Consider the following 18,360-nt stretch of genomic DNA (forward strand, 5'->3'; position numbering starts at 1 on the left):
GCGCTTTCCTCCGCTGGCCCCTCTACCGGACGCCGTTCCTGCTCTTCCGCAGGGCGTGCTCGGCCGGGCCGCGGGCCAGCCGGGCGTAGACACCGCCGCTGCGGACGAGCCGGTCGTGTGGCCCGGCCTCCATCACCGTGCCGTTCTCCAGCACGTAGATGCGGTCGGCGGCAACGGTCATCGTCGCCCGGTGGGCCACGACGAGGCAGCTTCGCTCGGCGAGCAGACGTTCCAGGGAGGCGCGCAGCAGGTCCTCGGTCAGCGCGTCGAGGTTCGACGTCGCCTCGTCGAGGATGACGGTCCGCGGGTTCTGGACCAGTACGCGGGCGATGGACAGCCGTTGCCGCTCCCCGCCGGAGATCTGGTGGCCGTTGTGCCCCAGCGGGGTGTGAATCCCCTCCGGCAGCGAACGCACGAGCGTGACCAGCCCGGTCGCCTCCAGCGCGGCCCACAGCTCGTCGGTCGCCGCGGCCGGGCTGCCGAAGCGGAGGTTCTCGGCGACGCTGCGACGCTGGACGAACGGCTCCTGCGACACCAGGCCGACCGCGGCCCGGGCCGCGGCGGGGGACAGCCCGCCGGCGTCGCAGCCGCCGAGCAGGACACGCCCGCTGGTGGGGGTGAGCAGGCCGCTGGCGAGATGGCACAGCGTGGTCTTCCCGGCGCCGCTGAACCCGACGACGGCCACCATCTCGCCGCGGCCCACGACGACGTCGACGCCGCGCAGCGCCCACCTGGGGGCGGGCACGCCGGGCGCGTAGGAGTAGGAGACGTTCTCCAGGACGAGATCGCCGTGGACCGGTGGCCGTCCGGCGTCCTCGGAGCCGGTGGCCGCCGGGCCCGCCGGTGGCGTGCTGTCCCTGGGTGGATGCGGCCGGTCGGCCGTGGTCAGCGGCCTGACGTTGCTGCGGCCGCCGGCCGGCGCCGTCCCCAGCGGGATGTCGAGGAAATCCAGGATGCGGACGAGGGAGGCCTCGCCGTCGAAGAGCTGGGTACGCAGGTCGGCGAAGCCGGCGATGGAACGGAACGCCAGCAGGAGCACGCTGAGAAAGGCCACGAAGGTGCCGACCGTCATCGTCTGGTTCAGGGTGAGCCACACCCCGAGCCCGATCACGGTCATGGTCGCCAGCACCGAGCTGGCCGCGGCGATGAGCTGCAGGCGGGCGAAGACCTGCACGCGGGTGCGAGCGGCCGTCGCAATGGCCGCGCCCAGCCGGTCGAACTCCTCCTGGCCGGTGTGCTGCGCGCGGAAGGCGCGCAGGTGCAGCGCTCCCGCTGGCCCGGTCAGCTCGATGAGATGATCGACCAGCCGGCTGAGCCGTTCGCCTTCCACCCGGGAGATGGCCCGGACGCGCTCACGCACCAGGCGCAGCAGGACGAGCGGGACCACGCCGATCACGGCCACGGCGAACGCGAGACGCCACTGGAGCAGGCAGGCGACCACCCCGGCCACGACGAGTTCGACCGCCATGGTCGCGATGGCCGGCAGGCAGACGGCGGCGGCCGCGCGCACCCTGGCGGTGTCGATGGTGAACAGGGCGACGACGTCCCCGTGCCGGGCCCGGGCGACGTGGGGGAACGGCAGCGCGATCGCGTGCTGGTACAGGTCGCGCCGGATTCGCAGGGCGAGTTTCTCGCTGAAATAACTGACCAGTATGTATCGCAGGGCCGACACCACGGCGCTGAGCACAAAGGCGCCGAGGATGAGGATGACCGGGAGGAGTATGCCGTCCGTCCGCAGCAGCAGCAGCCAGCTGTCGATCAGGTCCCGGATCGCGAACGGAGCGGCCACCAGGGCCGACGAGCCCAGCAGGGAAAGAGCGGCGTGTGTGGCGGCCGCCCTGTTCTGGTCCCGGATGAAATATTCGACGCGGGCGGCCGCGGGATTTCCGGTGAGCCAGGCGAAGAGGCGCCCGTACAGCCAGGACACACCGGCGGTGGTCTTCGGGAATGCCGTCTCCGCCGAGGTCTGCTGGTGGGCCGGCTGCCCGGTCCACCTGTTGGTCCCGGTGGACGACCGGCGAGATGTCGTCATTGTGAGCCGCCTGCCTGGTGCCGGTTGTGGGGGTCAGTCGTCGCGGTGCGTGGTTCTGGTTGCGTCCGCAGCGCTGTCGGGGGCCGTGTCGACAGCGGTGCCGGAATCCGCCCTGACGGCGTCGCCCGGGCCGGGGCGGGTGCTCACGGGCTGGTCGCCGTGGTCTTCTTCCCACCGCCCGGCACGGGTGTCCGGCCATACCGGAGGGGTTTTCCCGGGGATTTCCTCGGTGCCGCGGAAGACGGATATCTCGACGGCGTCGGATATTTCTATGACCAGCCCGAAAGCGCTTGACGAGCTAATTTCCGTATGGCTGGGAAAGGGGAAGGAACTAGACATTTGTCCTCCATCGGGATCGGCTGGACGTGGCGGTGGCAAAGCCGAAGTTATCGGGGCGCCGATTACCGGGCAAGGATTCAACATCATGAATCGGCTCACAGATTTCGCGGTACTCGGGTATTCGGTCTCGAGCACGACATGTGCGCTGCGACAAAGGTTGTGACGTGCCGGCGGATTTTTTGCCGGCCGGCCGGTCCGCGGTGTTTTCGCAGGTGGCGGGGGCGCCGGCAGGGGCGGCCGGGCTGGCCGGTGGCGGCCCGGGAAAAGCGGTTCGTCGGCTGCTGTACACCGCCGTGGTCGGTAATCGGACGGCCCGGGGGGTGTGGCCGCCGGCCGGGCGTTTGCGGCCATCCCGCCGGCGGCGGTATGCCTGGCGTGAGGCCGGTGGTCCCGGCCGCGTCTCGTCCGGTCGAGCCCGCGACGCTTCGTATGTGACGCCCCGTGCACCCGATGTGGCGGATATCTCAGGGCCGCCACCGGCGCCGGGGCTGGACGGGGCCCGGCCGCCGCGGCCAGGTGCCGGTTGGTCACCGGCCAGTTACAGCCAGGTATCACCAGGTGTCAACCAGGTATGCCGTGGCTGGGTGGGGCCCGGCCGCGCTGTGGGTGCGCGGTGGGTATTTTGGCGGCGGCGGCGGTGTCGCCGGGCTGGCGTACCCGTGGTGGCGCGCGGGCAGGACGTGGCGGGGGGCTGGGTGAGCCGGAAGCGGGCGCTGTTCGTACGGCGGCTGTCCGAGATCCTCCAGCTCGCCGAGCCCGAGGTGGTCGAGCGGCTCTGCCTGGACCGCCGTCCCGGCGTCCGGGTCAACCGGCTCTCACCGCTGGGTGCGGCGGCGGTCCACCGCGCCATCGGGGATCTCGGGCTCGTCCTCGACCCGCTCGACTGGTGCCCCGACGGCTACCTCCTGCGCGGCGACAAGCGGGTGCTGTCGGGCTCGGAGGTGTTCGGCGGCGGTCACGCCTACATCCAGAACATCTCCAGCCTGGTGCCGGCGCTGGCCCTCGCGCCCGCGCCCGCCGAATCGATCATCGATCTGTGCGCGGCGCCGGGCGGCAAGACGGCGCACATCGCGGCACTGGTCGGTAACGACGCGCGGCTGTGGGCCAACGACGGCATCGCGCCCCGGCTGGAGAAGCTGCGCGCGGTCACCCGGCAGTTCCACGTCCGCCTGGCCGAGACGAGCTGTCACCCGGCGCAGTACGCCGACAAGTTCATAACGGAGCGTTTCGACCGGGTGCTGCTGGACGCCCAGTGCAGCGGCGAGGGCCTGGTCGACCTGCGGTCGTCCTCGGCGCTGCGGTACTGGACCGAGCAGCGGGTGACCGACTACGGCTGGCTGCAGCGCAAGATGCTGGTGGCGGCCTGCCGGCTGCTGCGTCCCGGCGGCATCCTGGTGTACTCCACCTGCACGTTCGGCCCGGAGGAGAACGAGGCGCCGCTGAGCTACCTGCTGCGCCACCATCCCGTCGAGGTGTGCCCGATCGAGGTCGACATCGACGGCTCCGCGCCGGACGCGTGGCGGCCAGGCCTGCGCCACTGGCGGACCGAGACCTTCCATCCGGCGCTCGCCGACGCCCGGCGCATCCTGCCAGGCCCGGCGTTCGAGGGCTTCTTCGTCTGCAAGCTGCGGAAGCTGCCGGACTGACACCGCCGGGCTGGAACCGCCGGGCCGGCCAAGCTGCCGGGGGCAGCGGCCCGCGCACCATCCAGCAACGCTGTCACATCAGATGGACGCCGCCATCACAACAAACGGCCTGTGCGGCATCGTCGACCAGGGGATGCGCGCCGAAGATCCCGCTGCTGCCGGCGGTTCCGGCGGTTCCGGCAGCGCGGGGGATCCGGCTACCAGTGGCACGTGGGGTACCCCGATTCGACACAGCCGTCGACGGGTCTGTAGTCTCGCTTTCTGCGGCGCTGTGCGTTGCAAGGTTGACCTGTGTCCTGCGCCATCCCATGGCCGTCCCGTGGCACCGTGGCCCGTCCTGCCGGGCCCGTGGTGCCGAGGGTGGCCCGGCCTTCACCAAGGCGGGCGGGCGTACTCCCATGGCAGACCGTCCCAGTTGTCGGGCTGTTCCCGGGGGTCGCGACACGCCCGACCGCGTGGGTCGGACAGCGTGGGTCGGACACAGATGAGATGACGGCAGGTACCGGCAGGAACGGAAGAGGAACGGGAGCGGCGTTGCCGACGATCCAGCAGCTGGTCCGCAAGGGCCGGCAGGACAAGGTCGAGAAGACCAAGACCCCGGCGCTCAAGGGGAGCCCGCAGCGCCGTGGCGTGTGCACCCGCGTCTACACGACCACGCCCAAGAAGCCGAACTCGGCGCTGCGCAAGGTCGCCCGGGTCCGGCTCCACAGCGGGATAGAGGTCACCGCCTACATCCCGGGGGTGGGGCACAACCTGCAGGAGCACTCGATCGTCCTGGTGCGCGGCGGCCGGGTGAAGGACCTTCCGGGCGTCCGCTACAAGATCGTTCGCGGGACGCTGGACACGCAGGGTGTCCGCAACCGCAAGCAGGCGCGCAGCAAGTACGGAGCAAAGAAGGAGAAGGCCTGATGCCACGCAAGGGCCCGGCTCCCAAGCACGTCGTCGTCGTCGATCCGGTCTACGGCTCACCGCTGGTGACAGCGCTGGTCAACAAGGTTCTGCTCAGCGGTAAGAAGTCGCTGGCCGAACGGATCGTCTACGGGGCGCTCGAGGGCGCTCGGGAGAAGACCGGCAACGACCCCGTGGTCACGCTCAAGCGCGCTCTCGACAACGTCAAGCCGACGCTGGAGGTGCGCAGCCGCCGGGTCGGTGGCGCCACCTACCAGGTACCGGTCGAGGTGCGCACGAGCCGGAGCACCACCCTCGCGCTGCGTTGGCTGGTCGGCTACGCCCGGCAGCGCCGCGAGAAGACCATGACCGAGCGCCTCATGAACGAGCTGATCGACGCCAGTAACGGTCTCGGCGCGAGCGTGAAGCGGCGCGAGGACACCCACAAGATGGCGGAGTCCAACCGAGCCTTCGCCCACTACCGCTGGTAACCAACAATGTCTGCTGACGTACGTGCCGCGCTGGCCGCGACCCGCAACATCGGGATCATGGCCCACATCGACGCGGGCAAGACCACGACCACCGAGCGGATCCTGTTCTACACCGGCGTCAACTACAAGATCGGTGAAGTCCACGACGGCGGCGCCACGATGGACTGGATGGAGCAGGAGCAGGAGCGGGGGATCACCATCACCTCCGCCGCCACCACCTGTACCTGGCGCGGCCACACCATCAACATCATCGACACTCCGGGGCACGTCGACTTCACCGTCGAGGTGGAGCGGTCGCTGCGGGTGCTCGACGGTGCGGTCGCCGTCTTCGACGCCGTGGCCGGTGTGGAGCCGCAGAGCGAGACCGTCTGGCGCCAGGCCGACCGTTACAACGTCCCGCGGATCGCGTTCGTCAACAAGATGGACCGGGTCGGCGCGGAGTTCCACCGGTGCGTGGAGATGATGGTCGACCGGCTCGCCGCGACCCCGGCCGTCATCCAGCTGCCCTGGGGCGTCGAGGCCGACTTCAAGGGCGTCATCGACCTGATCCAGATGAAGGGCCTGCTCTGGCACACCGAGGACAAGGGCGCCTCCTACGAGACCGTCGACATCCCGCGTGACCACCTGGAGGCCGCGCAGGAGTGGCGGGACAAGCTCATCGAGACCGTCGCCGAGAACGACGACGCCCTGATGGAGCTCTACCTCGAGGGCGAGGAACCGACCGAGGAGCAGCTGCGGGCGGCGCTGCGCCGGGGCACGCTGGCCGGTTCGCTCAACCCGGTGCTGTGTGGGTCGGCGTTCAAGAACAAGGGCGTGCAGCCCATGCTCGACGCCGTCGTCGACTTCCTCCCGAGCCCGCTGGACATCGGTGTCACGGTCGGTCACGCCATCGGCCGGGAGGACACCGAGGTCTCCCGTGAGCCGGACGAGAGCGAGCCGTTCGCCGCACTCGCCTTCAAGATCATGACTGACCCCTACGTCGGGAAGCTGACCTACATCCGGGTCTACTCCGGCCGGCTCACCTCGGGCTCCCCGGTGCTGAACTCCACCAAGGACCGCAAGGAGCGCATCGGCCGCATCCTCCAGATGCACGCCAACCACCGGGAGGACCGCGAGGGCGTCGGCGCGGGCCAGATCGTCGCGGTCGTCGGTCTGAAGAACACCACGACCGGTGACACGCTGTGTGACCCGAACGCTCCGGTCATCCTGGAGTCGATGACCTTCCCGGCGCCGGTCATCAGCGTCGCGATCGAGCCGAAGACCAAGGCCGACCAGCAGAAGCTGGGCACGGCCATCGGCCGGCTGGCCGAGGAGGACCCGACCTTCCAGGTCCGCACCGACGACGAGACCGGGCAGACGATCATCGCCGGCATGGGCGAGCTGCACCTGGACGTGCTCGTCGACCGGATGCGCCGCGAGTTCGGTGTCGCCGCCAACGTCGGCAAGCCGCAGGTCGCCTACCGGGAGACCATCCGGCGCAAGGTCGAGAAGGTCGACTACACGCACAAGAAGCAGACCGGTGGCTCCGGGCAGTACGCCCGCGTGATCATCGATCTCGAGCCCTCCGGCGGCGACGGCGGCGGCTACGAGTTCGAGAACAAGGTCACCGGTGGCCGCATCCCGCGTGAGTACATCCCCTCGGTCGACGCCGGCTGCCAGGAGGCGATGGAGTTCGGCGTGCTCGCCGGCTACCCCCTCGTCGACGTAAAGGTCACCCTGCTCGACGGCCAGTACCACGACGTCGACTCGTCCGAGCTCGCTTTCAAGATCGCCGGTTCGATGGCGTTCAAGGAGGCGGCGCGGCGGGCCGACCCGGTGCTGCTCGAACCGATGATGGCGGTCGAGGTCACCACCCCCGAGGACTACATGGGTGACGTGATCGGCGACCTGAACTCGCGGCGCGGGCAGATCCAGGCGATGGACGAACGGTCCGGCGCGCGCATCGTCAAGGCGATCGTCCCGCTGTCGGAGATGTTCGGCTACGTCGGGGACCTGCGCTCGAAGACCTCGGGACGGGCCGTCTACTCGATGCAGTTCGACTCCTACGCCGAGGTTCCGGCGGGAGTCGCGAAGGAGATCATCGCGAAGGCGCGCGGGGAGTGACCGGTGGCCGGGCGCGGCGGCCCCGTCCGGGGGCCACTCACGGGCCCGGCGCCACTATTGATCATTAGCAGGCTACAAGTGGCCGGCAGGCGGCGCGATCCCTTCTCCCGCGCCGCCGGCGGTCCCAGGACCACCAGCACGGCACGACACCACCCGTCCTTGGAGGGACACCCGTGGCGAAGCAGAAGTTCGAGCGGAACAAGCCGCATGTCAACATCGGGACCATCGGTCACATCGACCACGGCAAGACCACGCTGACCGCGGCCATCACCAAGGTCCTGCACGACGCGCACCCGGACCTGAACCCCTTCACGCCGTTCGACCAGATCGACAAGGCGCCGGAGGAGAAGGCCCGCGGCATCACGATCTCGATCGCCCACGTCGAGTACCAGACCGACAACCGGCACTACGCTCACGTCGACTGCCCCGGCCACGCCGACTACATCAAGAACATGATTACCGGCGCGGCGCAGATGGACGGCGCGATCCTCGTCGTCTCGGCGACCGACGGCCCGATGCCGCAGACCAAGGAGCACGTGCTGCTCGCCCGCCAGGTCGGCGTGCCCTACATCGTCGTGGCGCTGAACAAGGCCGACATGGTCGACGACGAGGAGATCCTCGAGCTCGTCGAGCTGGAGGTCCGGGAGCTGCTGAGCTCGTACGAGTTCCCCGGCGACGACGTGCCGGTGGTGCGGGTCTCGGCGCTCAAGGCGCTGGAGGGCGACAAGGAGTGGGGAGCCAAGCTCCTCGAGCTCATGCAGGCTGTCGACGACTCCATCCCGGAGCCCGAGCGTGACATCGACAAGCCCTTCCTCATGCCGATCGAGGACGTCTTCACGATCACCGGTCGTGGCACGGTCGTCACTGGTCGTGTGGAGCGCGGTGTGGTCAAGGTCAGCGAGACGGTCGAGATCGTCGGCATCCGGCCGGACGTCACCACGACGACCGTCACCGGCGTGGAGATGTTCCGCAAGCTGCTTGACGAGGGGCGTGCCGGCGACAACGTCGGCCTGCTCCTGCGCGGTGTGAAGCGCGAGGACGTCGAGCGCGGCCAGGTCGTCACCAAGCCGAAGTCGATCACGCCGCACACCAACTTCGAGGCTCAGGTCTACATCCTCAGCAAGGACGAGGGTGGTCGTCACACTCCATTCTTCAACAACTACCGCCCGCAGTTCTACTTCCGTACCACCGACGTGACCGGTGTGGTGACCCTCCCCGAGGGCACCGAGATGGTCATGCCGGGCGACAACACGGAGATGACGGTCGAGCTCATCCAGCCGATCGCCATGGAGGAAGGCCTGCGGTTCGCCATCCGCGAGGGCGGTCGTACCGTCGGTGCCGGTCGCGTCACCAAGATCCTGAAGTAGCCACCGCGGCGGCGGGCCCACTATGCCTCATCCAGGGCATACGGCCCGCCGCTTGCACGGTGCACGCACCTGACAACAAGCGGTACATCCGGCGGCAGCTCCGGCGAAGGAACGGACCCTGTGGGGCCTGCCAGCCGGACGAGACAGACAGGACAGGCGAAGCCCACCATGGCGGCACAGAAGATCCGCATCCGGCTCAAGGCCTACGACCACGAGATCATCGACAGCTCGGCCCGCAAGATCGTCGAGACGGTGACGCGGACTGGTGCGCAGGTCGCGGGACCGGTGCCGCTGCCGACGGAGAAGAACGTCTACTGCGTGATCCGGTCGCCGCACAAGTACAAGGACAGCCGCGAGCACTTCGAGATGCGTACGCACAAGCGGCTGATCGACATTCTTGACCCGACACCGAAGACGGTCGACTCGCTGATGCGCCTCGACCTTCCCGCCGGTGTCGACATCGAGATCAAGCTTTAAAGGGGCCGGCGCAGTCATGCTCAATCGCAACTACAGGGGGCTCCTGGGCACCAAGCTCGGGATGACCCAGGTATGGGACGCGAACAACCGCGTCGTCCCGGTCACGGTCGTCAAGGCCGGGCCGAACGTGGTGACGCAGGTCAGGACATCCGACCGGGACGGCTACTCGGCGGTCCAGCTCGGCTACGGCGAGATCGACTCCCGCCGGGTGACCCAGCCGCTGCGCGGTCACTTCGCGCGCGCCGGGGTCCCGCCGCGGCGGCATCTGGTGGAGCTGCGCACCGCGGACGCCACCAACTACCGCCCCGGCCAGGAACTGACCGGTGAGATCTTCTCCGCGGGCGGCATCGTGGACGTGACCGGCACGTCCAAGGGCAAGGGCTTCGCCGGTGTGATGAAGCGGCACGGCTTCAAGGGCCTCGGCGCCGGCCACGGCGTCGAGCGCAAGCACCGCTCGCCCGGCTCGGTCGGCGGGTGCGCCACCCCCGGCCGCGTCTTCAAGGGCCTGCGGATGGCCGGGCGGATGGGGCACGAGCGGGTCACCATCGCCGGCCTGACCATCCATGCCGTCGACACCGAGCGCGGCTTCCTGCTGATCAAGGGCGCGGTTCCCGGCCCGGACGGCGGCCTGGTGCTCGTCCGCAGCGCGGCCAAGCGGCCCGCGCCGGCGGACTTCGAGCCCGTCGCCGAGCCGGCCGCGGCATCCGCCACCGGTGACGCCGCGACGTCCAGCGAGGAGGTATCGGCATGAGCGCAGTGACGGCGCGCCGGCGGTCACGGGCCGCCGACGACGAGCGGAGCGCGCTGCCACAGACCCGCACGGTCGTCGTGCACGCCCCCGCCGGTGGCGAGGGCGGCAGCGTCGACCTGCCGGGTGAGATCTTCGACGTGCCGCTGAACGTGCCGCTCATCCACCAGGTGGTGGTGGCGCAGCTCGCCGCGGCCCGGCAGGGGACCCACTCCACCCGCACCCGCGGCGAGGTCCGCGGCGGTGGGCGCAAGCCGTACCGGCAGAAGGGCACCGGCCGGGCCCGGCAGGGCTCGCTGCGCGCCCCGCAGTTCACCGGCGGTGGCGTCGTGCACGGCCCCAAGCCGCGTTCCTACGACCAGCGGACGCCGAAGAAGATGAAGGCCGCCGCGTTGCGCGGGGCCCTGTCCGACCGGGCGCGCGGCGGCCGGGTGCACGTCGTGTCATCGTTCGTCAGCGGTGACGCGCCGTCGACGAAGGCCGCGCGCGTCGCGCTGCGGACGATCGCGGACGTCCGGCGGGTGCTGGTGGTGGTCGACCACGCCGACGAGCGCACCTGGAAGAGCCTGCGCAACCTCCCCAGCGTGCACCTGCTCGACCCCGGCCAGCTCAACACCTACGACGTGCTGGTCAGCGACGACGTGGTGTTCACCCGCGGCGCACTGGCCACGTTCGTGGACCGGGCGCTGACGCCGGTCTCCCGCGGTGCGCGGACCGCTTCCGACGAGCCGTCGGCACCGGCCGGTGCCGACGCGGACGCGGCAGCCGAGGACGCGGCAGCCGAGGACGCGGTAGCCGAGGAGGAGACCAAGTGAGTGCCGACCCGCGTGACGTGATCATCAAGCCGGTCGTCTCCGAGAAGAGCTACGGCCTGCTGGACGAGAACGTCTACACCTTCATCGTCCGCCCGGACGCGAACAAGACCGAGATCAAGATCGCGGTCCAGCGGATATTCAACGTCCGGGTCCTCAGCGTCAACACCAGCAACCGGGTGGGCAAGCGCAAGCGCACCCGCACCGGCTGGGGGCAGCGCAAGTCCACCAAGCGGGCCATGGTCGCGCTGGCGCCGGGGGACTCCATCGAGATCTTCGGGGGTCCCGGTGCGTGACATGCAGACCGACGAGTACGCAGCCGTCCGCGGCCAGGGCCTCACCGGGCCTGGCCCGCGGGGACGAGGACACGGTGGGTGACGATGGGGATTCGTAGGTACAAGCCGACGACGCCGGGGCGCCGCGGTGCGAGCGTGTCCGACTTCGTCGAGATCACTCGTGACCACCCGGAGAAGTCGCTGGTCCGCCCGCTGCACTCCAAGGGCGGCCGCAACGTCCACGGGCGCATTACCACCCGGCACCAGGGCGGTGGCCACAAGCGCGCCTACCGTCTGATCGACTTCCGGCGGGACAAGGACGGCGTGCCGGCCAAGGTCGCCCACATCGAGTACGACCCGAACCGCACCGCCCGGATCGCCCTGCTGCACTATGCCGACGGGGAGAAGCGCTACATCCTCGCCCCGGTGAAGCTCCGGCAGGGTGACGTGGTCGCCTCGGGCCCGACCGCCGACATCAAGCCCGGCAACGCCCTCCCGCTGCGCAACATCCCCACCGGCACCGTGGTGCACGCCATCGAGCTGCGTCCCGGTGGCGGCGCGAAGATCGCGCGCAGTGCGGGGGCGAGCGTCCAGCTGGTCGCCAAGGACGGTCCCTTCGCCCAGCTGCGGATGCCGTCCGGGGAGATCCGCAACGTCGACGTCCGCTGCCGGGCCACGGTCGGGGAGGTCGGCAACGCCGAGCAGAGCAACATCAACTGGGGCAAGGCCGGCCGGATGCGCTGGAAGGGCCGTCGCCCCACCGTCCGCGGCGTGGCGATGAACCCGGTCGACCACCCGCACGGTGGTGGTGAGGGCAAGACCTCCGGTGGCCGCCACCCGGTGAACCCGAAGGGCCGTCCGGAGGGGCGCACCCGCAGGACCCGAAAGGCGAGCGACGCGCTGATCGTCCGTCGTCGGAAGCAGAACAGGCGGCGGTGATCACGATGGCGCACACCCGGCGGCACCCAACGTCCGACCACCGATTCTGAGCGGGAAGGAGGAGACACACGCCATGCCACGCAGTCTGAAGAAGGGCCCGTTCGTCGACGACCACCTGCTCAAGAAGGTGGACGTGCAGAACGCCAAGGGCACGAAGAACGTCATCAAGACCTGGTCGCGACGTTCGACGGTGATCCCGGACATGCTCGGTCACACGATCGCCGTGCACGACGGTCGCAAGCACGTCCCGGTGTTCATCACCGAGGGAATGGTCGGCCACAAGCTCGGCGAGTTCGCGCCGACGCGGACCTTCCGTGGCCATGTCAAGGAGGACCGGAGGTCACGCCGTGGCTGACGCTCTTGTCGACGGGGTGACCCGTTCCGGGCTGGCGGGCGCCCGCGCGTCGGCCCGTTACGTCCGGGTGTCGCCGACGAAGGCCCGTCGGGTCATCGACCTGGTGCGTGGCCGCTCGGCCCGCGAAGCCCTCGACATCCTCCGGTTCGCCCCGCAGGCGGCCAGCGAGGACGTCTACAAGGTGGTCGCGAGCGCGGTGGCCAACGCCGAGCACAACCACGGCCTCGACCCGGCCACGCTCTGGGTCGGTGAGGCCTTCGTCGACGAGGGCCCGACCCTCAAGCGTATCCGGCCGCGGGCCCAGGGCCGTGCCTACCGGATCCGCAAGCGGACCAGCCACATCACGGTTGTCGTGGAGAGCCGGCCGCCGGTCGCGGGAACCCGCGGCGCGAAGAGCACAGGGAGGACCCGGTAGTGGGTCAGAAAGTCAACCCGCACGGGTTCCGGCTGGGTATCACTTCGGAGTTCACCTCCCGCTGGTACGCCGACAAGCAGTACAAGGCGTATGTCGGCGAGGACGTGAAGATCCGGAAGATGATGTCCCGGGGCATGGAGCGCGCGGGTATCAGCCGGGTCGACATCGAGCGCACCCAGGGCCGGCTGCGGGTGGACATCCACACCGCCCGTCCGGGGATCGTCATCGGACGCCGTGGCGCCGAGGCCGACCGCATCCGTGGTGACCTGGAGAAGCTGACCGGCAAGCAGGTCCAGCTCAACATCCTCGAGGTGAAGAACCCCGAGGTGGACGCCCAGCTCGTCGCGCAGGGCGTGGCCGAGCAGCTCTCCAGCCGGGTCAGTTTCCGGCGGGCGATGCGCAAGGCCATGCAGTCGGCGATGAAGGGCGGCGCCAAGGGCATCCGGGTGCAGTGCTCGGGACGCCTCGGCGGCGCCGAGATGAGCCGCTCGGAGTTCTACCGTGAGGGCCGGGTGCCGCTGCACACGCTGCGCGCCAACATCGACTACGGGTTCTACGAGGCCCGGACCACCTTCGGGCGCATCGGCGTGAAGGTCTGGATCTACAAGGGTGACGTCGTGCAGAGCCGGGCGGAGCGGGAGGCCCAGGAGGCGCTGCAGCGGCAGCACCGCCGGGAGCGTCCGCGCCGCGGGCCGCGGTCGGGCTCGTCCGGTACCACCACCGGTGGCACCGACGCCGGCCGGGCGGCGGCCCGCCAGGGCGAGCGCCGTGGCCGCGGCGGCGGCGGCGGCGCTGGCGCGGGCGGCGCGGCCGAGGCCACGTCGGCACCGGCGAGCTCCGAGGCCACGGCCTCCACGGCACCGGCCGCGTCTCCGGCCGACACCGCCGGGCCTGCCGCTGGCGCGGCCACCCAGGAGACGGAGGGCTAGAACGATGCTGATTCCTCGTAAGGTCGCACACCGCAAGCAGCATCACCCTAGCCGTGACGGCGCGGCCAAGGGCGGGACCAGGCTCGCGTTCGGCGAGTTCGGCATCCAGGCGCTCGAGCCGGCCTACGTGACGAACCGGCAGATCGAGTCGGCGCGTATCGCGATGACCCGTCACATCCGTCGTGGCGGCAAGGTCTGGATCAACATCTACCCGGACCGTCCGCTGACGAAGAAGCCGGCCGAGACCCGGATGGGCTCCGGCAAGGGCTCGCCCGAGTGGTGGGTCTCCAACGTCAAGCCCGGGCGTGTGCTGTTCGAGCTGTCCGGTGTCGCCGAGCCGGTGGCCCGCGAGGCGATGCGGCGCGCCATCCACAAGCTGCCGATGAAGTGCCGCTTCGTCACCCGTGAGGGAGGTGCGTGATGGCGACCGCGACCGCGGACGAGCTGCGGGCACTGTCCCGGCAGGATCTGGGGGACAAGCTGCGGGAGGCCAAGGAGGAGCTGTTCAACCTCCGTTTCCAGGCCGCGACCGGCCAGCTCAGCAGCAACCACCGGCTGCGGGTCGTCCGGCGTGACATCGCGCGTATCTACACGGTGCTGCGCGAGCGCGAGCTGGGTCTTTCCGAGGACCCGGAGCTGGTGGGAACCGGCGTGGCGGTCGCGGCTGACACTGACCAGGCGCAGGCCGAGCAGGCACAGACGGCTACCCAGGCGGAACGGGCGTGAGTGGGATGACAACGGACGACACCCCGACAACGGACACCCCGGCAACGGACGGCGCGGCGACGGACGGCGCGGCGACGGGCGCGGGGCACGACGCGCCGGCGGCGGAGGCCGGCCGCGGTTTCCGCAAGGTCCGCGAGGGCCTGGTGGTCAGCGACAAGATGACCAAGACCGTGGTCGTCGCCGTCGAGGACCGGGTGCAGCACCCGCTCTACGGTAAGACGATCAGGCGCACCAAGAAGATCAAGGCACACGACGAGAACAGCACCAGCGGCGTCGGCGACCGGGTCCTGCTCATGGAGACCCGGCCGCTGTCGGCGACGAAGCGCTGGCGCGTGGTGGAAATTCTGGAGAAAGCCAAATAGGTCGACCCGCTGACGGCGACGCGACGATGGCTGGCGCGTCGCCCGGGCAGTGGCAGGCGACGGATAGATGGCCCGACGGCGACGCGACGAGTCCGGCGTGTCGCCGCGGGCCGCACAGTAGGTCCAGCGAGCCGGCCGCCGGCAGGCGGGCGCCGACGCAGTTCGGGAGCGGGAAGTGATCCAGCAGGAGTCGCGACTTCGGGTCGCCGACAACACGGGTGCCAGGGAGTTGCTGTGCATCCGCGTGCTCGGTGGTTCGGGGCGTCGTTATGCCGGCATCGGCGACATCATCGTCGGGACCGTGAAGGACGCCCTGCCCGGGGCCGGCGTCAAGCGTGGTGACGTGGTCAAGGCGGTCGTCGTACGCACTACCAAGGAGCGTCGTCGTCCTGACGGCTCCTACATCCGGTTCGACGAGAACGCCGCCGTGCTCATCAAGGACGGCGGGGATCCCCGAGGCACGCGTATCTTCGGGCCGGTTGGTCGCGAGTTGCGTGACAAGAAGTTCATGAAGATCATTTCACTGGCGCCGGAGGTGCTGTGACCGTGGCCGGAATGAAGATCAGGAAGGGTGACACGGTCCAGATCATCACGGGTAAGGACCGGGGCCTGCGGGGGAAGGTCATCAGGGCCTTCCCGACCGAGAACAAGGTGCTCGTCGAGGGTGCCAACCGGGTCACCCGGCACACCCGGGTGGACACCTCGGCCCGCGGTTCGCAGTCCGGGGGGATCATCACCCAGGAGGCGCCCATCCACGTCAGCAATGTCATGATCGTGGATCCCTCCGACAACCGTCCCACCCGGATCGGCTACCGCGTCAACGACGACGGTACGAAGGTGCGGATCTCCCGCCGTACCGGCACCGAGCTGTAGCCGGCATGGCTGGTGTGAGCGGAGCCGGTGTGATCGAAGGGGCCGTCGGTGGCGTTCGGGTGGCCGCCGACGGCGTTCCTGTCGGATCGCGGTGGGGATCGCCGTCCGTTGGGCCGAGGCTGCAAGGAAACGAGAGATGACAACCACCACCACTGAAGCCCGTCCGCTGCCGCGGCTGAAGCAGCGGTACCGCGAGGAGATCGCGGCGGGCCTGCGCGAGCAGTTCCAGTACGCGAACGTGATGCAGATCCCGACCGTGGTCAAGGTCGTGGTCAACATGGGCGTCGGGGACGCCGCCCGGGATGCCAAGCTCATCGACGGTGCGCTGCGGGACCTTGCCTCGATCACCGGCCAGAAGCCGGCCGTCCGGCGGGCGAAGAAGTCCATCGCGCAGTTCAAGCTGCGTGAGGGCATGCCCATCGGGGCGAAGGTGACCCTGCGCGGCGACCGCATGTGGGAGTTCCTGGACCGGCTGGTCTCGGTCGCACTCCCGCGTATCCGTGACTTCCGGGGGCTCTCGCCGAAGCAGTTCGACGGCGCCGGCAACTACACCTTCGGCGTCACCGAGCAGTCGATCTTCCACGAGATCGACATCGACCGGATCGACCGGGTCCGCGGGATGGACATCACGGTCGTCACGAGCGCGACCACTGACGACGAGAGCCGCGCGCTGCTGCGGGCGCTGGGCTTCCCGTTCCGCGAGAGCTAGCCGGCGGCCCTCCGCTAGGAGATACCGGCCAAAGGCTGTGCGAAGATTTTTTCGTACGGCCGGCGGCCCTGGAAGAAGTGCCGGCCAAAGGCTGTGCGAAGATTTTTTCATACGGCCGGCGGCCCTGGAGGAAACAGGTCAGATGGCGAAGAAAGCACTGATTGAGAAGGCGATCCGCAAGCCGAAGTTCGGCGTGCGGGGTTACACCCGCTGCCAGCGGTGCGGGCGTCCGCGGTCGGTATACCGCGCGTTCGGCCTCTGCCGGGTCTGCCTGCGGCAGATGGCGCACCGCGGCGAGCTTCCCGGGGTCACCAAGAGCTCGTGGTAGAGCCCGCGGGAACGGCTCCCCGGCGCGTCGTGCCGGCGTGACGGGGATGCCGTCCAGCCCGCCGGGCGTCGTACCTGACGGGCCGCGCCGACGCGGGCCGCGCGGGCCACGGAAGCTGACGCACACCACCCACCGTTCGCGGTAGGCCCCACGGCTACGCGCCGCGGGGAACCGTCGCGAGGAAGGTTCCAGCCCCATGACGATGACAGACCCGATTGCGGACATGCTGACCCGTGTCCGCAACGCCAACCGGGCATACCACGATCGAGTGGTCATGCCGAACAGCAAGATCAAGACGCATATCGCCGAGATCCTCCAGCAGGAGGGCTACATCGCCGGGTGGCACGTCGAGGAGCCCCCGGACGGGACCGTTGGCGCGTCCCTCGTCGTGGAGCTGAAGTACGGCCCGAACCGGGAGCGCTCCATCGCCGGCGTGAAGCGCATCAGCAAGCCGGGCCTGCGGGTCTACGCCAAGGCGACCAACCTTCCCAAGGTGCTCGGTGGGCTCGGTGTGGCGATCATTTCCACATCGTCGGGCCTGCTGACCGACAAGCAGGCGAACAAGCGCAGAGTAGGCGGGGAAGTCCTCGCCTACGTCTGGTAAGGAGTCGCGCGATGTCACGTATCGGACGTCTACCGATTCCGGTGCCAAGCGGTGTGGATGTCTCCGTCGACGGCACGGAGGTCGTGGTCAAGGGCCCGAAGGGCACGCTCAGCCACTCGGTGGCGGAGCCGATCACCGTCAGCGCGCAGGACGGGCAGTTGCTCGTCGCCCGCCCGGACGACGAGCGCCGCTCGCGCGCCCTGCACGGGCTGACCCGCACCCTGGTGGCGAACATGGTGACCGGCGTCACCGCCGGCTACTCCAAGACGCTTGAGATCGTCGGTGTCGGCTACCGCGTGCAGGCCCGGGGCTCGGATCTGGAGTTTGCTCTGGGTTTCAGCCACCCGGTCCCGGTGAAGGCCCCCGAGGGCATCAGGTTCGAGGTGCAGACGCCGACCCGTTTCGTCATTCACGGGATCGACAAGCAGCAGGTCGGCGAGGTGGCAGCCAAGATCCGGCGGTTGCGCAAGCCCGACCCGTACAAGGGCAAGGGCGTGCGGTACCAGGGCGAGGTCGTCCGCCGCAAGGTCGGCAAGTCCGGGAAGTAGGGGAACGGATCATGGCTGTCAGTGTCAGCGCCCAGCGGCGTACGGCGAAGTTCCGCCGGCACGCGCGGATACGCAAGAAGGTCTCGGGCACGCCCGTCCGCCCGCGCCTCGTGGTCACCCGCTCGACCCGCCACATCTACGCCCAGGTCATCGACGACGTCGCCGGCCACACCCTGGCCTCGGCGTCCACGCTGGACCTCGCGCTGCGTACCGTGGACGGCGACAAGACCGAGCTGGCGAAGGCCGTCGGCCAGCTGGTCGCCGAGCGCGCCCGCAAGGCCGGCGTCACCGCGGTGGTCTTCGACCGCGGCGGGCGGACCTACCACGGGCGGATCGCCGCGCTGGCGGACGCGGCCCGGGAAGGTGGGCTGGAGTTCTGATGCCTCGGGCCTGC

General features: G+C 69.7%; 24 protein-coding genes. 23 read left to right on the top strand and 1 reads right to left on the bottom strand.

All coding sequences use genetic code 11. The features are described from left to right. Window positions 1–22: 22 nt before the first annotated feature. On the bottom strand, window positions 23–2,032 hold the full coding sequence (locus tag AC5LUJ_RS01745; protein WP_250282081.1) for an ABC transporter ATP-binding protein: 2,010 nt from the start codon (window positions 2,030–2,032) through the stop codon (window positions 23–25). Window positions 2,033–3,066: 1,034 nt separating this feature from the next. On the opposite strand from AC5LUJ_RS01745, the gene AC5LUJ_RS01750 reads away from it, so the two are divergent. The 23 genes from AC5LUJ_RS01750 (at window position 3,067) to rplR (ending at window position 18,346) form a co-directional block, all read left to right on the top strand. Beyond that, a complete protein-coding gene (locus AC5LUJ_RS01750; protein WP_250282082.1) occupies window positions 3,067–4,017 on the top strand; it encodes an RsmB/NOP family class I SAM-dependent RNA methyltransferase in 951 nt (316 codons plus the stop codon). A gap of 534 nt (window positions 4,018–4,551) precedes the next feature. After that, window positions 4,552–4,926: a 30S ribosomal protein S12 gene (gene rpsL / locus AC5LUJ_RS01755; protein WP_047221564.1), complete on the top strand. Its 375-nt coding sequence runs from the start codon at window positions 4,552–4,554 to the stop codon at window positions 4,924–4,926. Then, window positions 4,926–5,396, top strand: coding sequence for a 30S ribosomal protein S7 (gene rpsG / locus AC5LUJ_RS01760; RefSeq protein WP_250282083.1), 471 nt, complete (start codon window positions 4,926–4,928; stop codon window positions 5,394–5,396). Before rpsL ends, rpsG begins: the two co-directional genes overlap by 1 nt. 6 nt (window positions 5,397–5,402) lie before the next feature. Then, entirely contained in the window at window positions 5,403–7,499 is a 2,097-nt protein-coding gene (gene fusA / locus AC5LUJ_RS01765) for an elongation factor G (RefSeq protein WP_250282084.1), read from the top strand. A 173-nt stretch (window positions 7,500–7,672) separates the two neighbouring features. Next, complete coding sequence (gene tuf / locus AC5LUJ_RS01770) at window positions 7,673–8,866, top strand: elongation factor Tu (RefSeq protein WP_131768537.1); 1,194 nt, start codon at window positions 7,673–7,675, stop codon at window positions 8,864–8,866. Between the two features lie 168 nt (window positions 8,867–9,034). After that, a complete protein-coding gene (gene rpsJ / locus AC5LUJ_RS01775) occupies window positions 9,035–9,343 on the top strand; it encodes a 30S ribosomal protein S10 (protein ID WP_013875113.1) in 309 nt (102 codons plus the stop codon). A 16-nt stretch (window positions 9,344–9,359) separates the two neighbouring features. Beyond that, window positions 9,360–10,094 carry a 50S ribosomal protein L3 gene (gene rplC / locus AC5LUJ_RS01780; protein ID WP_250282086.1) on the top strand — a complete coding sequence of 245 codons (735 nt, stop codon included), beginning with the start codon at window positions 9,360–9,362 and terminating at the stop codon, window positions 10,092–10,094. Next, a complete protein-coding gene (gene rplD / locus AC5LUJ_RS01785; RefSeq protein WP_493464362.1) occupies window positions 10,091–10,906 on the top strand; it encodes a 50S ribosomal protein L4 in 816 nt (271 codons plus the stop codon). Before rplC ends, rplD begins: the two co-directional genes overlap by 4 nt. Further along, on the top strand, window positions 10,903–11,199 hold the full coding sequence (rplW, locus tag AC5LUJ_RS01790; protein ID WP_250282089.1) for a 50S ribosomal protein L23: 297 nt from the start codon (window positions 10,903–10,905) through the stop codon (window positions 11,197–11,199). The genes rplD and rplW overlap by 4 nt, the downstream gene beginning before the upstream one ends. A gap of 84 nt (window positions 11,200–11,283) precedes the next feature. Further along, window positions 11,284–12,117 (top strand): 50S ribosomal protein L2, encoded by an 834-nt coding sequence (gene rplB / locus AC5LUJ_RS01795; RefSeq protein ID WP_250282091.1) that lies wholly within the window; start codon window positions 11,284–11,286, stop codon window positions 12,115–12,117. 73 nt (window positions 12,118–12,190) lie between these two features. Continuing rightward, window positions 12,191–12,472 (top strand): 30S ribosomal protein S19, encoded by a 282-nt coding sequence (rpsS, locus tag AC5LUJ_RS01800; protein ID WP_239310550.1) that lies wholly within the window; start codon window positions 12,191–12,193, stop codon window positions 12,470–12,472. Continuing rightward, entirely contained in the window at window positions 12,465–12,887 is a 423-nt protein-coding gene (gene rplV, locus AC5LUJ_RS01805) for a 50S ribosomal protein L22 (protein ID WP_250282092.1), read from the top strand. Before rpsS ends, rplV begins: the two co-directional genes overlap by 8 nt. After that, entirely contained in the window at window positions 12,887–13,816 is a 930-nt protein-coding gene (gene rpsC / locus AC5LUJ_RS01810) for a 30S ribosomal protein S3 (RefSeq protein ID WP_493464363.1), read from the top strand. Before rplV ends, rpsC begins: the two co-directional genes overlap by 1 nt. 4 nt (window positions 13,817–13,820) lie before the next feature. Beyond that, entirely contained in the window at window positions 13,821–14,237 is a 417-nt protein-coding gene (gene rplP / locus AC5LUJ_RS01815) for a 50S ribosomal protein L16 (RefSeq protein WP_250282597.1), read from the top strand. Next, window positions 14,237–14,542, top strand: coding sequence for a 50S ribosomal protein L29 (gene rpmC, locus AC5LUJ_RS01820; RefSeq protein ID WP_250282598.1), 306 nt, complete (start codon window positions 14,237–14,239; stop codon window positions 14,540–14,542). The genes rplP and rpmC overlap by 1 nt, the downstream gene beginning before the upstream one ends. After that, window positions 14,539–14,904 (top strand): 30S ribosomal protein S17, encoded by a 366-nt coding sequence (gene rpsQ / locus AC5LUJ_RS01825; protein ID WP_493464364.1) that lies wholly within the window; start codon window positions 14,539–14,541, stop codon window positions 14,902–14,904. Before rpmC ends, rpsQ begins: the two co-directional genes overlap by 4 nt. A gap of 175 nt (window positions 14,905–15,079) precedes the next feature. Beyond that, window positions 15,080–15,448 (top strand): 50S ribosomal protein L14, encoded by a 369-nt coding sequence (gene rplN / locus AC5LUJ_RS01830; RefSeq protein WP_013875102.1) that lies wholly within the window; start codon window positions 15,080–15,082, stop codon window positions 15,446–15,448. A 2-nt stretch (window positions 15,449–15,450) separates the two neighbouring features. Then, on the top strand, window positions 15,451–15,777 hold the full coding sequence (gene rplX, locus AC5LUJ_RS01835) for a 50S ribosomal protein L24 (protein ID WP_493464369.1): 327 nt from the start codon (window positions 15,451–15,453) through the stop codon (window positions 15,775–15,777). A gap of 136 nt (window positions 15,778–15,913) precedes the next feature. Then, window positions 15,914–16,486, top strand: a complete 573-nt coding sequence (gene rplE, locus AC5LUJ_RS01840; protein ID WP_250292537.1) for a 50S ribosomal protein L5 — start codon at window positions 15,914–15,916, stop codon at window positions 16,484–16,486. A 142-nt stretch (window positions 16,487–16,628) separates the two neighbouring features. Next, on the top strand, window positions 16,629–16,814 hold the full coding sequence (locus tag AC5LUJ_RS01845; protein ID WP_131748532.1) for a type Z 30S ribosomal protein S14: 186 nt from the start codon (window positions 16,629–16,631) through the stop codon (window positions 16,812–16,814). Between the two features lie 196 nt (window positions 16,815–17,010). Further along, complete coding sequence (gene rpsH / locus AC5LUJ_RS01850) at window positions 17,011–17,418, top strand: 30S ribosomal protein S8 (protein ID WP_250282604.1); 408 nt, start codon at window positions 17,011–17,013, stop codon at window positions 17,416–17,418. Between the two features lie 11 nt (window positions 17,419–17,429). Continuing rightward, window positions 17,430–17,966 (top strand): 50S ribosomal protein L6, encoded by a 537-nt coding sequence (gene rplF / locus AC5LUJ_RS01855; protein WP_250282606.1) that lies wholly within the window; start codon window positions 17,430–17,432, stop codon window positions 17,964–17,966. Between the two features lie 11 nt (window positions 17,967–17,977). Further along, window positions 17,978–18,346 (top strand): 50S ribosomal protein L18, encoded by a 369-nt coding sequence (gene rplR, locus AC5LUJ_RS01860; RefSeq protein WP_250282609.1) that lies wholly within the window; start codon window positions 17,978–17,980, stop codon window positions 18,344–18,346. Window positions 18,347–18,360: the final 14 nt, after the last annotated feature.

This window comes from Protofrankia sp. CiP1_Cm_nod3 (genome assembly GCF_982290655.1).

Excerpts from the sequence above, each read along its gene's own strand:
- AC5LUJ_RS01745 (WP_250282081.1), bottom strand. The coding sequence starts at position 2,032 with ATGACGACATCTCGCCGGTCGTCCACCGGGACCAACAGGTGGACCGGG.
- rpsG (WP_250282083.1), top strand. The coding sequence starts at position 4,926 with ATGCCACGCAAGGGCCCGGCTCCCAAGCACGTCGTCGTCGTCGATCCG.
- fusA (WP_250282084.1), top strand. The coding sequence starts at position 5,403 with ATGTCTGCTGACGTACGTGCCGCGCTGGCCGCGACCCGCAACATCGGG.
- rpsJ (WP_013875113.1), top strand. The coding sequence starts at position 9,035 with ATGGCGGCACAGAAGATCCGCATCCGGCTCAAGGCCTACGACCACGAG.
- rplC (WP_250282086.1), top strand. The coding sequence starts at position 9,360 with ATGCTCAATCGCAACTACAGGGGGCTCCTGGGCACCAAGCTCGGGATG.
- rplD (WP_493464362.1), top strand. The coding sequence starts at position 10,091 with ATGAGCGCAGTGACGGCGCGCCGGCGGTCACGGGCCGCCGACGACGAG.
- rplB (WP_250282091.1), top strand. The coding sequence starts at position 11,284 with ATGGGGATTCGTAGGTACAAGCCGACGACGCCGGGGCGCCGCGGTGCG.
- rpsS (WP_239310550.1), top strand. The coding sequence starts at position 12,191 with ATGCCACGCAGTCTGAAGAAGGGCCCGTTCGTCGACGACCACCTGCTC.
- rplP (WP_250282597.1), top strand. The coding sequence starts at position 13,821 with ATGCTGATTCCTCGTAAGGTCGCACACCGCAAGCAGCATCACCCTAGC.
- rpmC (WP_250282598.1), top strand. The coding sequence starts at position 14,237 with ATGGCGACCGCGACCGCGGACGAGCTGCGGGCACTGTCCCGGCAGGAT.
- rplE (WP_250292537.1), top strand. The coding sequence starts at position 15,914 with ATGACAACCACCACCACTGAAGCCCGTCCGCTGCCGCGGCTGAAGCAG.
- AC5LUJ_RS01845 (WP_131748532.1), top strand. The coding sequence starts at position 16,629 with ATGGCGAAGAAAGCACTGATTGAGAAGGCGATCCGCAAGCCGAAGTTC.
- rpsH (WP_250282604.1), top strand. The coding sequence starts at position 17,011 with ATGACGATGACAGACCCGATTGCGGACATGCTGACCCGTGTCCGCAAC.
- rplF (WP_250282606.1), top strand. The coding sequence starts at position 17,430 with ATGTCACGTATCGGACGTCTACCGATTCCGGTGCCAAGCGGTGTGGAT.
- rplR (WP_250282609.1), top strand. The coding sequence starts at position 17,978 with ATGGCTGTCAGTGTCAGCGCCCAGCGGCGTACGGCGAAGTTCCGCCGG.